The sequence below is a fragment of the Mesorhizobium comanense genome (genome assembly GCF_005503535.1).
GTDB lineage: Bacteria > Pseudomonadota > Alphaproteobacteria > Rhizobiales > Rhizobiaceae > Mesorhizobium > Mesorhizobium comanense.
In genome coordinates, this window is record NZ_SCNN01000039.1 from 17,186 (window position 1) to 31,830 (window position 14,645).

Here is a 14,645-nt window from a genome sequence, read left to right on the forward strand (position 1 = left end):
GGCCTCGCGCCGTCCGCCACTCCCTTCGCGCGAAGGGAGGACGCGTAACGCGAGATCTACGAGAACCTCTTTCCTGAGGGCCGCAAACCGGTCTTCAGGAAACGGGTTTTCTCCCGTTTTAGCCGGCTGCCGCCAAGCAATTGGCAAGCGTCGCCGGAGAACAGACAGAGGGCCGTCGCCACAGGCGGCTCGACATGCAAGGCGAACCGCGGCGAGGTTCGCCCCGAGTTCAGAGCTAAGGAGCGACGATGGCCCAGACCCAGACTTTCAATGGCCGCAGACGCGTACGCAAATTCTTCGGAAAGATTCCGGAAGTTGCGGAGATGCCGAACCTGATCGAGGTTCAGAAGGCATCCTATGACCAGTTCCTGATGGTGGACGAGCCCAAGGGCGGCCGTCCGGACGAGGGACTGCAGGCTGTTTTCAAGTCGGTCTTCCCGATCTCCGATTTTTCCGGCTCCTCGATGCTGGAGTTCGTGAAGTACGAGTTCGAAGGACCGAAATTCGACGTTGACGAGTGCCGTCAGCGCGACCTGACCTATGCCGCGCCGCTGAAGGTGACGCTGCGCCTCATCGTGTTCGATATCGACGAGGATACCGGCGCGAAGTCGATCAAGGACATCAAGGAGCAGGACGTCTACATGGGCGACATGCCGCTCATGACCTTGAACGGCACCTTCATCGTCAACGGCACCGAGCGCGTCATCGTCTCCCAGATGCACCGTTCTCCGGGCGTCTTCTTCGACCACGACAAGGGCAAGTCGCACTCGTCGGGCAAGCTTCTGTTTGCGGCGCGCGTCATTCCCTATCGCGGGTCGTGGCTCGACATCGAGTTCGATTCCAAGGACGTCGTGCACGCCCGCATCGACCGCCGCCGCAAGATTCCGGTGACGTCGCTGCTGATGGCGCTCGGCATGGACGGCGAAGAGATCCTGTCGACCTTCTACAACCAGATCACCTATGTGCGCGCCGGCGACCACTGGCGCATTCCGTTCAACGTCGAGCGTTTCCGCGGCCTCAAGGCCGTCGGCGACCTGGTCGACGCCGATACGGGCGAAGTCGTTGTCGAGCAAGGCAAGAAGATCACTGCCCGCCAGGCGCGTCAGCTTGGTGAAAAGGGCCTGAAGGCGATCAAGGCGACCGACGAGGATCTGCTCGGCAACTACCTGGCCGAGGACATCGTCAATTACGCCACTGGCGAGATCTTCCTCGAAGCCGGCGACGAGATCGACGAAAAGACCCTCAAGGTGCTGCTCGGCACCGGCGAACAGGAAATCAACATCCTCGACATCGACCATGTCAATGTCGGCGCCTACATCAGGAACACGCTCGCCGTCGACAAGAACGAGAGCCGCCAGGATGCCTTGTTCGACATCTACCGCGTGATGCGCCCAGGCGAGCCGCCGACGCTCGAAACCGCCGAAGCCATGTTCAACTCGCTGTTCTTCGACAGCGAGCGCTATGACCTGTCGGCCGTCGGCCGCGTCAAGATGAACATGCGCCTCGAGCTCAAGGCCGAGGACACCGTACGCGTGCTGCGCAAGGAAGATATCCTGGCCGTGGTCAAGACGCTGGTCGAACTGCGCGACGGCAAGGGCGAGATCGACGACATCGACAATCTCGGCAACCGCCGCGTGCGCTCGGTCGGCGAGCTCATGGAGAACCAGTACCGCGTCGGCCTGCTTCGCATGGAGCGCGCGATCAAGGAGCGTATGTCCTCGATCGAGATCGACACGGTCATGCCGCAGGATCTGATCAACGCCAAGCCGGCCGCTGCCGCCGTGCGCGAGTTCTTCGGTTCCTCGCAGCTGTCGCAGTTCATGGACCAGACCAACCCGCTGTCGGAGATCACCCACAAGCGTCGTCTTTCGGCGCTCGGACCGGGCGGTCTGACCCGCGAGCGCGCCGGCTTCGAAGTGCGCGACGTGCACCCGACGCATTACGGCCGCATCTGCCCGATCGAAACGCCGGAAGGCCCGAATATCGGTCTGATCAACTCGCTGGCCACCTTCGCGCGCGTCAACAAGTACGGCTTCATCGAAAGCCCGTACCGCAAGATCGTCGACGGCAAGCTGACCAATGACGTCGTCTATCTTTCGGCGATGGAAGAAGCCAAGCACCATGTCGCGCAGGCAAACGCCGAGCTCGACAAGAATGGCGGCTTCGTCGACGAGTTCGTCATTTGCCGCAGCGCCGGCGAAGTGATGATGGCGCCGCGCGAGAACGTCGACCTGATGGACGTGTCGCCCAAGCAGATGGTGTCGGTGGCCGCTGCCCTGATCCCGTTCCTGGAAAACGACGACGCCAACCGCGCTCTGATGGGCTCGAACATGCAGCGTCAGGCCGTGCCGCTGGTGCGCGCCGAGGCGCCGTTCGTTGGCACTGGCATGGAGCCGGTGGTTGCCCGTGACTCGGGTGCCGCCATCGGCGCCCGCCGCGGCGGCATCGTCGACCAGGTGGACGCCACGCGTATCGTTATCCGTGCGACGGAAGATCTCGATCCCGGCAAGTCGGGCGTCGATATCTACCGGCTGATGAAGTTCCAGCGTTCGAACCAGAACACCTGCATCAACCAGCGTCCGCTGGTGCGCATGGGCGACCGGGTCAACAAGGGCGACATCATTGCCGACGGTCCGTCGACGGAGCTCGGCGATCTGGCGCTCGGCCGCAACGTGCTGGTCGCGTTCATGCCGTGGAACGGCTACAACTACGAGGACTCGATCCTGCTCTCCGAGCGCATCGTGGCCGACGACGTCTTCACCTCGATCCACATCGAGGAGTTCGAGGTCATGGCGCGCGACACCAAGCTCGGTCCGGAGGAAATCACGCGCGATATTCCCAACGTCTCGGAAGAAGCGCTGAAGAACCTCGACGAAGCCGGCATCGTCTATATCGGCGCCGAAGTTCAGCCGGGTGACATCCTGGTCGGCAAGATCACGCCGAAGGGCGAAAGCCCGATGACGCCGGAAGAGAAGCTCCTGCGCGCCATCTTCGGTGAAAAGGCTTCCGACGTGCGCGACACCTCGATGCGCATGCCTCCGGGCACTTTCGGCACTGTCGTCGAAGTGCGCGTGTTCAACCGCCACGGTGTGGAGAAGGACGAACGCGCCATGGCCATCGAGCGCGAGGAGATCGAACGCCTCGCCAAGGACCGCGACGACGAACAGGCGATCCTGGACCGCAACGTCTACGCGCGTCTTTCCGACATGCTCGTCGGCAAGGATGCGATCGCTGGACCGAAGGGCTTCAAGAAGGGTTCGACGCTGTCGAAGGACACGCTCGACGAGTACCCGCGTTCGCAGTGGTGGCAGTTTGCCGTGGAGAACGAAAAGCTCCAGAGCGAACTGGAAGCCCTGCGCGGCCAGTACGACGACTCCAAGAAGGCGCTCGAGCAGCGCTTCATGGACAAGGTCGAGAAGGTGCAGCGCGGCGACGAGATGCCTCCGGGCGTCATGAAGATGGTCAAGGTCTTCGTGGCGGTGAAGCGCAAGATGCAGCCGGGCGACAAGATGGCCGGCCGTCACGGCAACAAGGGTGTCGTGTCGCGCATCGTTCCGGTCGAGGACATGCCTTTCCTGGAAGACGGCACGCATGCCGATATCGTGCTCAACCCGCTGGGTGTGCCGAGCCGCATGAATGTCGGCCAGATCCTGGAGACGCATCTGGGCTGGGCTTGCGCGGGCATGGGCAAGAAGATCGGCGAGCTGATCGAGGCCTACAAGACTGGTGGCGACATCAAGCCGCTGCGCAAGACGCTGGAAAGCTTCATGCCGGCCAACGATCGCAACGAGCCGGTCCGCGAGTATGACGACGAGAGCATCATTCGCCTCAGCGAACAGATGCGTCGCGGCGTCTCGATCGCGACCCCGGTGTTCGACGGCGCGCACGAGGCCGACATCAACACCATGCTGGAGCAGGCGGGCCTGCACACATCGGGTCAGTCGCAGCTCTATGACGGCCGCACCGGCGAGCCGTTCGATCGCAAGGTGACGATGGGCTATATCTACATGCTCAAGCTTCACCACCTGGTGGACGACAAGATCCACGCGCGTTCGATCGGCCCGTACTCGCTCGTCACCCAGCAGCCGCTGGGCGGCAAGGCGCAGTTCGGCGGCCAGCGCTTCGGCGAAATGGAGGTCTGGGCGCTGGAAGCCTATGGCGCCGCCTACACGCTGCAGGAGATGCTGACGGTGAAGTCGGACGACGTCGCCGGCCGCACCAAGGTCTACGAGGCGATCGTGCGTGGCGACGACACGTTCGAGGCCGGCATTCCGGAGAGCTTCAACGTGCTCGTCAAGGAAATGCGGTCGCTCGGTCTCAATGTCGAGCTGGAGAACACCAAGCTCGACGACAACCCTGTCCGGTTGCCCGACGCAGCCGAGTAAACGAGCAAGCAAGACATCCGGACGCGGGAGAGGGCTCTCGCGACCGGATGCACCAATTCTTCGGCCGGTGGGCCGACCACTCAGCGGGCATTCGGCCCGCGTCAGATGCAAGGGGTTTTCGAGGACCCCGAAAAGGAGAACGGCATGAACCAAGAGGTCATGAATCTCTTCAATCCCCAGGCGCCCGCGCAGGTGTTCGATTCCATCCGGATCTCGCTTGCCAGCCCTGAGAAGATTCTGTCCTGGTCGTTCGGCGAGATCAAGAAGCCGGAGACCATCAACTACCGCACCTTCAAGCCGGAGCGTGACGGTCTGTTCTGCGCGCGCATTTTTGGCCCGATCAAGGACTATGAGTGCCTGTGCGGCAAGTACAAGCGCATGAAGTACAAGGGCGTCATCTGCGAAAAGTGCGGCGTCGAAGTCACGCTGTCGCGCGTTCGCCGCGAGCGCATGGGCCATATCGAGCTCGCCGCTCCCGTTGCCCACATCTGGTTCCTGAAGTCGCTGCCCTCGCGCATCGGCACGCTGCTCGACATGACCTTGAAGGATATCGAGCGCGTCCTCTACTTCGAGAACTACATCGTCACCGAGCCGGGCCTCACCGCGCTGAAGGAGCATCAGCTTCTCAGCGAGGAAGAGTACATGATCGCCGTCGACGAGTATGGCGAGGATTCGTTCACCGCCATGATCGGCGCCGAGGCCATCCATGACCTGCTCGCCGGCATGGATCTCGAAAAGATCGCCGGCGACCTGCGTTCGGAACTGGCTTCGACCACGTCCGAGCTGAAGCAGAAGAAGTATCTGAAGCGGCTCAAGGTCGTCGAGAACTTCATGGAGTCAGGCAATCGTCCGGAATGGATGATCATGAAGGTGGTTCCGGTGATCCCGCCGGACCTGCGCCCGCTCGTTCCGCTGGACGGCGGCCGCTTCGCCACGTCCGACCTGAACGACCTCTATCGTCGCGTCATCAACCGCAACAACCGCCTGAAGCGGCTGATCGAGCTGCGCGCGCCCGGCATCATCGTGCGCAATGAAAAGCGCATGCTGCAGGAAGCCGTCGATGCGCTGTTCGACAACGGCCGTCGCGGCCGCGTCATCACCGGCGCCAACAAGCGTCCGCTGAAGTCGCTGTCCGACATGTTGAAGGGCAAGCAGGGCCGGTTCCGCCAGAACCTGCTCGGCAAGCGCGTCGACTATTCCGGCCGCTCGGTCATCGTGACCGGTCCGGAGCTCAAGCTGCACCAGTGCGGCCTGCCCAAGAAGATGGCGCTCGAACTGTTCAAGCCCTTCATCTACGCCCGTCTCGACGCCAAGGGGTATTCCTCGACCGTCAAGCAGGCCAAGAAGCTGGTCGAGAAGGAGCGCCCGGAAGTCTGGGATATCCTCGACGAGGTCATCCGCGAGCATCCGGTGCTCTTGAACCGCGCGCCGACGCTGCACCGCCTCGGCATCCAGGCGTTCGAGCCGATCCTGATCGAAGGCAAGGCGATCCAGCTGCACCCGCTGGTCTGCACGGCCTTCAACGCCGACTTCGACGGCGACCAGATGGCCGTTCACGTGCCGCTGTCCCTGGAAGCGCAGCTTGAAGCCCGCGTGCTGATGATGTCGACCAACAACATCCTGCACCCGGCCTCGGGCGCGCCGATCATCGTGCCGTCGCAGGACATGGTCCTGGGTCTCTACTACCTCTCGATCGTCAACCAGAACGAGCCGGGCGAGGGCATGGTGTTTGCCGACATGGGCGAACTCCAGCATGCGCTCGAGACCAAGGCGGTAACGCTGCACGCCAAGATCAAGGGTCGTTTCCGCACGGTCGACGCCGAAGGCAAGGTCGTGTCGAAGATCTACGACACCACGCCTGGCCGCATGATCATCGGCGAGCTGCTGCCGAAGAACGTCAACGTGCCCTACGAGACCGCCAACCAGGAGATGACCAAGAAGAACATCTCCAAGATGATCGACACCGTCTACCGCCATTGCGGTCAGAAGGAGACGGTCATTTTCTGCGATCGCATCATGGCGCTGGGTTTCGCTCATGCCTGCCGTGCCGGCATTTCGTTCGGCAAGGACGACATGCTGATCCCGGACACCAAGTTGAAGCTGGTGTCGGATACCGAGGCCTTGGCCAAGGAATACGAGCAGCAGTACAATGACGGCCTGATCACGCAGGGCGAGAAGTACAACAAGGTCGTCGACGCCTGGGCCAAGTGCTCGGAAAAGGTCGCCGACGAAATGATGGCCCGCATCAAGGCCGTGGAGTTCGAGGACAACGGCCGTCAGAAGCCGATGAACTCGATCTACATGATGTCGCACTCCGGTGCGCGTGGCTCGCCCACGCAGATGCGCCAGCTCGCCGGCATGCGCGGCCTGATGGCCAAGCCGTCGGGTGAAATCATCGAGACGCCGATCATCTCGAACTTCAAGGAAGGCCTGACCGTGCTCGAGTACTTCAACTCGACCCACGGCGCCCGCAAGGGTCTGGCCGACACCGCCTTGAAGACGGCGAACTCGGGTTACCTCACCCGCCGCCTGGTCGACGTGGCGCAGGACTGCATCGTCAACTCCGTGGATTGCGGCACCGACAAGGGCCTCACCATGCAGCCGATCGTCGACGCCGGTCAGGTTGTCGCTTCGGTGGGCCAGCGCGTGCTGGGCCGCACCGCGCTGGACGACATCAACCATCCGGTGACTGGCGACCTGCTGGTCAAGGCCGGAACGCTGATGGACGAGCGCGACGTGGAGCAGATCGAAAAGGCCGGCGTCCAGTCGGTCCGCATCCGCTCGGCACTGACCTGCGAGGTCAGGGTCGGCGTGTGCGCGGTCTGCTACGGACGCGATCTGGCGCGCGGCACCCCGGTCAACCAGGGCGAGGCCGTCGGCGTCATCGCGGCGCAGTCGATCGGCGAGCCGGGCACCCAGCTCACCATGCGTACCTTCCACATGGGCGGCACGGCGCAGGTGGTGGATAGCTCGTTCCTTGAAGCCTCCTACGAGGGCAAGGTCGAGATCCGCAACCGCAACGTGGTGCGCAACTCGGATGGCCAGCAGATGGTCATGGGCCGCAACATGGCGGTGCTCATCCTCGATGAGGCCGGCAAGGAGCGCGCCACGCACCGCGTCACCTATGGTTCGCGCATCTTCGTGGACGATGGCGACAAGGTGAAGCGCGGCCAGCGTATCGCCGAGTGGGATCCCTATACCCGCCCGATCCTCACCGAAATCGAGGGCAAGGTGGCGTTCGAGGATCTGGTCGACGGCATTTCCGTCCAGGAAACGGCCGACGAGTCGACCGGCATCACCAAGCGTGAGGTCATCGACTGGCGTTCGACGCCGCGCGGCAACGACCTGAAGCCGGCGATCGTCGTTCAGGACGCCAAGGGCAAGGTCGGCAAGCTGTCGAAGGGCGGCGATGCGCGCTTCCTGCTCTCGGTCGAGGCCATTCTCTCGGTCGAGCCGGGTGCGCAGGTTCGTCCCGGCGACGTGCTGGCGCGTATCCCGATGGAAAGCGCCAAGACCAAGGACATCACCGGCGGTCTGCCGCGCGTTGCCGAACTGTTCGAAGCACGTCGTCCGAAGGATCACGCCATCATCGCCGAGATCGATGGCACGATCCGCTTCGGCCGCGACTACAAGAACAAGCGCCGCATCATCATCGAGCCGCATGACTCGACGCTTGAGCCGGTCGAATACCTCATCCCGAAGGGCAAGCCGTTCCATCTCCAGGACGGCGACGTCATCGAGAAGGGCGACTACATCCTCGACGGCAATCCGGCGCCGCACGACATCCTGGCGATCAAGGGCGTGGAAGCGCTTGCTTCCTACCTCGTCAACGAAATCCAGGAAGTCTACCGCCTGCAGGGCGTGTCGATCAACGACAAGCACATCGAGGTGATCGTTCGCCAGATGCTGCAGAAGGTCGAGATCACCACGCAGGGCGATTCGACCTACATTCCGGGCGACCACGTCGACGTGATCGAGCTGGAAGAGGTCAACGAACGCCTGGTCGAGGACGGCAAGAAGCCGGCCGAAGGCCAGCCGGTGCTGCTCGGCATCACCAAGGCCTCGCTGCAGACGCCGTCCTTCATCTCGGCCGCTTCCTTCCAGGAAACGACCAGGGTGCTGACGGAAGCCGCGGTTGCCGGCAAGACCGACATGCTGCAGGGCTTGAAGGAAAACGTCATCGTCGGCCGTCTGATCCCGGCCGGTACGGGCGGCACGATGAGCCAGATCCGGCGCATCGCCACCTCGCGCGACGAACTGATCATCGACGAGCGCCGCAAGGCCTCCGGTGTGGAAGTCGCCGAGCCGATGCTGGCCGACATGACAACCGCAGCCCAGTAGGGCGCGGCTGGAGATCTCAGGCAACGGAAGCCGTCGGGGAAACCCGGCGGCTTTTTCTTTTCATGGCAGATGGAGGAAGGCAGATGAGTGCGAAGACCTGGGCGGCTGTCGACGACTACATAGTCAGTTCGCTGTTCAAGGCGGATCCGATCCTCGACGCGGTTCTTGCCGCCAATCGCGACCATGGCCTGCCGGCGATCGATGTTTCGGCGGCACAGGGAAAACTGCTCTCGCTGTTGGTGCGTATCGGAGGCGCGAAAAAGGTGCTCGAGATCGGCACGTTGGGCGGTTATTCCACCATCTGGATGGCGCGAGGACTGCCGGCCGGCGGTCAAGTCGTGACACTCGAACTCGATCAACACCATGCCAAGGTAGCGCGCTCGAATTTCGAACGGGCTGGGGTCTCGGACAAGGTTGAGCTCAGGGTGGGTCCCGCACTTCAATCGCTCGAGGCGTTGGCGAGCGAAAATGCCGGTCCGTTCGACCTCGTCTTCATCGACGCCGACAAGCCAAACAATCCGAACTATCTCACCTTTGCCATGCGGTTGGCGCGGCCCGGAGCGGTCATCGTCTGCGACAACGTCATACGCGACGGCGCTGTCATCAATGAAGATGGCCGCGATGCCAATGTTGAGGGCGCCCGCGCGGCCTTCTCATTCATCGGTGGCGACAAGCGGTTGGAGGGAACGGCCATCCAGACTGTCGGCGCCAAGGGCTATGACGGCTTTGCCATCGCGGTTGTTGAGTGAGTTGACGATGTAGGTGCTGCAGTTGTCGATTGAGGTCCTACCTGAAAAGTAGGGCGCTCAGTCGAAGAAAGCATCGACCACATTGCGCTTGCCGAGCATGAATGCATCGGCAACGTGCTGAAGCGGCGCCAGGTCGACGTCTGACACGCCGGCGCGCACGATCTCCGCAAACCTCCGGTAGAGCAGGGGATACTCGGCTTCCGGTTCTTCATGGACGATCCTGCCGTCGATGGCGAGCTTCGAGCCGCCGCCCGAGAGTAGCATCTTCCCCGCATCCGTCTCGGCGAGGATGTCCCAGCTCTGCGGCCCGGTCTGCAGCCAGTCGAGGTCCATCGTCACCGGCAATCCCGCCGAGGTGCGGAAGGCAACCCGTGCCGCCACCGGCGCATCACGGTTTTCAGGAAAGTCGAGAACGGCCGAGGTAATGAACATGGCCGGTAGAATATGGGTCGCGATCGACAAGGCGTTGATGCCGGGGTCGAAGACGCCGAAGCCGCCCGGCTGCCAGATCCATTCCTGGTTCGGGTGCCAGCGGCGGACGTCTTCCTTCCATATGATGGCCGCCGAGCGGATTGTCGTCGAGCCGAGGAATTTCCGGGCCGCCTCCACAGCCGGCGCATAGCGCGAATGCCAGCTCGCGAACAGCGTGACGCCGTTTCGGGTGGCCAGGCTCTTCAACGCCTCGACTTCGCTGACCGTCGCGCCGGGCGGCTTTTCCAGGAAGACATGCTTCTTTGCCTCAAGCGCCGTGCGCGCGGCATCGTAGCGGAACTGCGGCGGCATGCAGAGCGAGACGGCGTCCAGCTCCGGCACCGCGTCGAGCATCGCCTCGATCGTGGGAAAGTTCGGGATGGCGTCGACCTTGCCGTGCCGGCTTGCCGCAGCGGCGAGCTGATAATCACGGTCTTTCGCCAAGGCCGGCAGGTGCTGGTCGCGGACGATCTTGCCGACGCCGACTATGCCTATCTTGATGGGCGTGCTGTTCGGGGACATGAAGGCTCCGCAATTGGAATGGTGGATTTTTCTAGAGCATGGTGCCGAAAAGTGTGAAGCGGTTTTCGCGGACAAACGTCTCCGCTTGTCCGGATATCATGCCCTATCTCTTTCACTTGGATCCGGGCAAGCCGTGCGAGTCGCTGGGACCGACTCATGAATCGCGTCACGGTCTCAGCGGTTTCAGAGCGGTTCGTCGAACGTGACGATCGACACTTCGCCTTCGAGTGCGCCCTGGTAGGCGGACAGATGCGGCTCTTCGTCGGGCTCGCCATCCATGTCGCCTATCTGGTCCAGCTCGGCCTCGGCATAGCCTTCCGCGGCAAGCGATTCGAGGGCGCGGCGAACCGCCGAATCGTCGTCCGGCGCGACCAGCATGACGTGGACGCCTTCGGCCTTGCCGCCTTTCTTCTTCCACACCCGGCCGGTGATGATGGTGACCGGGCGTTCTTCGTTGTCGTTCACGGGCTGATTCCTGTTTCGTCGGGGCAGGCGAGGGGATTTTGACTGCCCGGGCGGCCTTTTCGCACGAAGCCGGGCCGCGCGACAGCGGCAAGCCGGTCACTTTCTTCCTCGTCCTTGCAAAATGACGAAAGAAAATTACATGCGGTTTTCGCATGGCTGCCAAGCCCGGGCTTCAATGCAATATTTGGCGTTGCGGGGTTGACGCTTCGCGGGCTTGCGAGTAGAAGCCGCCCAGTCAGAACCGATGTGAGGCTCTCCTTTCCGAAGCGACACGCTTTGGAGTTTGCTTCAAACAGGGTTCGTTTTACGAGCGAAAAAGACATTTCCGGCTTGCATGAAGCGGTTTCCGCTTCCTCTGCCATTTGTTCGGGCAAGACCGCGAGGCGGTTTGTGGCCCGAATTTGCGTATGGAAATGACGCTTTGAGCGGCCCTGACCGGGCGAGACACGGAATTGAGACACAAGAGGGTTTAATGCCTACCGTCAACCAGCTGATCCGCAAGCCGCGCATTGCGCCGGTGAAGCGCAACAAGGTCCCGGCCATGCAGCAGAACCCGCAGAAGCGGGGCGTCTGTACGCGCGTCTATACCACGACGCCGAAGAAGCCGAACTCGGCGCTGCGCAAGGTGGCCAAGATCCGCCTGACCAACGGTTTTGAAGTGATCGGTTACATCCCGGGTGAGGGCCACAACCTTCAGGAGCACTCCGTGGTCATGATCCGCGGCGGCCGCGTCAAGGACCTTCCGGGTGTTCGCTATCACATCATCCGCGGCGTGCTCGACACGCAGGGTGTGAAGAACCGCAAGCAGCGCCGTTCGAAATACGGTGCGAAGCGTCCGAAGTAAGGTTTTCCGGCTTTGGCGCTTTCTTTGACTGCGCCGGGCTATGAGAGATTGAGAGACAAAAGCCATGTCCCGTCGTCACAGTGCAGAAAAGCGTGAGATCAACCCGGATCCGAAGTTCGGCGATCTGATCGTTACCAAGTTCATGAACGCCGTCATGTATGACGGCAAGAAGTCGGTTGCCGAGACCATCGTCTACGGCGCGCTCGACCAGGTCCAGTCGAAGACCAAGCAGGAGCCGGTCACCGTCTTCCATCAGGCGCTCGACAATGTCGCGCCGCATGTTGAAGTGCGTTCGCGTCGCGTCGGCGGCGCCACCTATCAGGTTCCGGTCGACGTGCGCCCCGAGCGCCGTCAGGCATTGGCCATCCGCTGGCTGATCGCGGCTGCCCGCAACCGCAACGAGACCACCATGATCGACCGCCTCTCGGGCGAGCTGATGGATGCGGCCAACAACCGCGGCACGGCCGTCAAGAAGCGTGAAGACACCCACAAGATGGCTGAAGCCAACCGCGCTTTCGCGCACTACCGCTGGTAAAGCGCGAACAGGACTGAGAGGCAGCTACGATGGCCCGCGAATACAAAATCGAAGACTACCGCAATTTCGGTATCATGGCGCATATTGACGCCGGCAAGACGACGACCACCGAGCGCGTCCTCTACTACACGGGCAAGTCGCACAAGATCGGCGAAGTGCACGACGGCGCTGCCACCATGGACTGGATGGAGCAGGAGCAGGAGCGCGGCATCACCATCACGTCAGCCGCGACCACGACCTTCTGGAAGGGCCGTGACGGCAAGATGCGTCGCTTCAACATCATCGACACTCCCGGACACGTCGACTTCACCATCGAAGTCGAGCGTTCGCTGCGCGTGCTCGACGGCGCCATTGCGCTGCTCGACGCCAACGCCGGTGTTGAGCCGCAGACGGAAACCGTCTGGCGCCAGGCCGACAAGTACCGCGTGCCGCGCATGATCTTCTGCAACAAGATGGACAAGATCGGCGCTGACTTCTACCGCTCGGTCGAGATGATCGGCTCGCGCCTCGGTGCGCAGGCTGTTGTCATGCAGCTGCCGATCGGCGCCGAGACTGAATTCAAGGGCGTCGTCGACCTCGTCGAGATGAATGCGCTTGTCTGGCGCGACGAGACCCTGGGCGCTGCCTGGGACGTCGTCGAGATCCCGGCCGACCTTCAGGCGCGTGCCGTGGAATACCGCGAGAAGATGATCGAAGCCGCCGTCGAAATGGACGAGACGGCCCTCGAGAACTACCTCGAAGGCAAGATGCCGTCGAATGACGAGATCCGTTCGCTGATCCGCAAAGGCACGATCGCGGTCAAGTTCTTCCCGATGTTCTGCGGCTCGGCCTTCAAGAACAAGGGCGTGCAGCCGCTGCTCGACGCCGTCGTCGAGTACCTGCCGTCGCCGGCCGACGTGCCCGCCATCAAGGGTGTTGACGCCAAGACCGATGCCGAGATCGAGCGCCATGCGGTCGACGACGAGCCGCTGTCGATGCTGGCCTTCAAGATCATGAACGACCCGTTCGTCGGTTCGCTGACCTTTGCCCGCATCTATTCGGGCAAGCTCTCCAAGGGCATCTCGGTCGACAACACGGTCAAGGGCAAGAAGGAGCGCATCGGTCGCATGCTGCAGATGCATGCCAACTCGCGCGCCGACGTCGAAGAAGCCTTCGCCGGCGACATCGTCGCCCTGGCTGGCCTGAAGGACACGACCACCGGCGACACGCTGTGCGATCCGCTGCATCCGGTCATCCTCGAGCGCATGGAATTCCCCGATCCGGTCATCCAGATCGCGATCGAGCCGAAGACCAAGAACGACCAGGAAAAGATGGGCCTCGCCCTTCACCGCCTGGCTGCCGAGGATCCTTCCTTCCGCGTCAAGACCGACGAGGAAAGCGGCCAGACCATCATCTCCGGCATGGGCGAGCTGCACCTCGACATCATCGTCGATCGCATGCGTCGCGAGTTCAAGGTCGAAGCCAATGTCGGCGCTCCGCAGGTGGCTTATCGAGAGACGATCACCCGCAAGCACGAGCAGGACTACACGCACAAGAAGCAGACCGGCGGTACCGGCCAGTTCGCCCGCGTGAAGGTCGTGTTCGAGCCGAACACCGAGAGCGAAGAGTTCGTCTTCGAATCCAAGATCGTCGGCGGCGCGGTGCCGAAGGAATACATTCCGGGTGTCGAAAAGGGCATCCAGAGCGTCATGGGCGCTGGTCCGTTCGCGGGCTTCCCGATGATCGGCGTCAGGGCGACGCTGATCGACGGCGCCTACCACGACGTCGACTCTTCGGTCCTGGCCTTCGAAATCGCGTCCCGTGCCTGCTTCAGGGAAGCCGCACCCAAGCTTGGCGTGCAGCTGCTCGAGCCGATCATGAAGGTCGAGGTCGTGACGCCTGAGGACTACGTCGGCAGCGTCATCGGTGACCTGAACGGCCGCCGTGGCCAGATCCAGGGTCAGGAAGCGCGCGGCGTCGCCGTCGTCATCAACGCGATGGTGCCGCTCGCCAACATGTTCAAGTACGTCGACAACCTGCGCTCGATGAGCCAGGGCCGCGCGGCCTACACGATGCAGTTCGACCACTACGAGCCGGTTCCGACCGCGGTCGCCCAGGAAGTCCAGAAAAAGTACGCGTAACTCGAAAGAGCTGTCGCGGTAACGCAATTCAAAGCCCGCATGGGCGAGCAGGAAATGGAGACATCACATGGCAAAAGGTAAATTCGAGCGCACTAAGCCTCATGTGAACATCGGCACGATCGGCCACGTCGATCACGGCAAGACGTCGCTGACGGCTGCGATCACCAAGTATTTCGGCGAATACAAGCGTTACGACCAGATCGACGCGGCTCC

General features: G+C 62.4%; 9 protein-coding genes. 7 read left to right on the forward strand and 2 right to left on the reverse strand.

All coding sequences use genetic code 11. From position 1 onward, the window contains the following. Nucleotides 1-248 precede the first annotated feature (248 nt). From rpoB to FFS37_RS33655, 3 genes are all read left to right on the forward strand, one after another. Nucleotides 249-4,385 (forward strand): DNA-directed RNA polymerase subunit beta, encoded by a 4,137-nt coding sequence (rpoB, locus tag FFS37_RS33645; RefSeq protein ID WP_137935235.1) that lies wholly within the window; start codon nt 249-251, stop codon nt 4,383-4,385. 144 nt (nt 4,386-4,529) lie between these two features. Beyond that, the gene (gene rpoC, locus FFS37_RS33650; protein ID WP_137935236.1) at nt 4,530-8,726 is read left to right on the forward strand and encodes a DNA-directed RNA polymerase subunit beta'; all 4,197 of its coding nucleotides are present in this window, start codon (nt 4,530-4,532) and stop codon (nt 8,724-8,726) included. An 83-nt stretch (nt 8,727-8,809) separates the two neighbouring features. After that, the gene (locus FFS37_RS33655; RefSeq protein ID WP_137935237.1) at nt 8,810-9,475 is read left to right on the forward strand and encodes an O-methyltransferase; all 666 of its coding nucleotides are present in this window, start codon (nt 8,810-8,812) and stop codon (nt 9,473-9,475) included. A gap of 57 nt (nt 9,476-9,532) precedes the next feature. On the opposite strand, the gene FFS37_RS33660 is transcribed toward FFS37_RS33655, so the two are convergent. After that, nucleotides 9,533-10,468: a Gfo/Idh/MocA family protein gene (locus tag FFS37_RS33660; RefSeq protein ID WP_137935238.1), complete on the reverse strand. Its 936-nt coding sequence runs from the start codon at nt 10,466-10,468 to the stop codon at nt 9,533-9,535. 183 nt (nt 10,469-10,651) lie between these two features. After that, nucleotides 10,652-10,933, reverse strand: a complete 282-nt coding sequence (locus tag FFS37_RS33665; RefSeq protein WP_137935239.1) for a transcriptional regulator — start codon at nt 10,931-10,933, stop codon at nt 10,652-10,654. 472 nt (nt 10,934-11,405) lie between these two features. Here FFS37_RS33665 and rpsL point away from each other — a divergent pair, with 472 nt between their 5' ends. From rpsL to FFS37_RS33685, 4 genes are all read left to right on the forward strand, one after another. Next, the gene (gene rpsL / locus FFS37_RS33670) at nt 11,406-11,777 is read left to right on the forward strand and encodes a 30S ribosomal protein S12 (protein ID WP_006333356.1); all 372 of its coding nucleotides are present in this window, start codon (nt 11,406-11,408) and stop codon (nt 11,775-11,777) included. 64 nt (nt 11,778-11,841) lie between these two features. Continuing rightward, complete coding sequence (rpsG, locus tag FFS37_RS33675) at nt 11,842-12,312, forward strand: 30S ribosomal protein S7 (RefSeq protein ID WP_006202127.1); 471 nt, start codon at nt 11,842-11,844, stop codon at nt 12,310-12,312. A gap of 29 nt (nt 12,313-12,341) precedes the next feature. Then, complete coding sequence (gene fusA / locus FFS37_RS33680) at nt 12,342-14,432, forward strand: elongation factor G (RefSeq protein WP_137935240.1); 2,091 nt, start codon at nt 12,342-12,344, stop codon at nt 14,430-14,432. Nucleotides 14,433-14,499: 67 nt separating this feature from the next. Beyond that, nucleotides 14,500-14,645: GTP-binding protein (locus FFS37_RS33685; protein WP_232375805.1), on the forward strand; the 146-nt coding region annotated here is incomplete at its 3' end.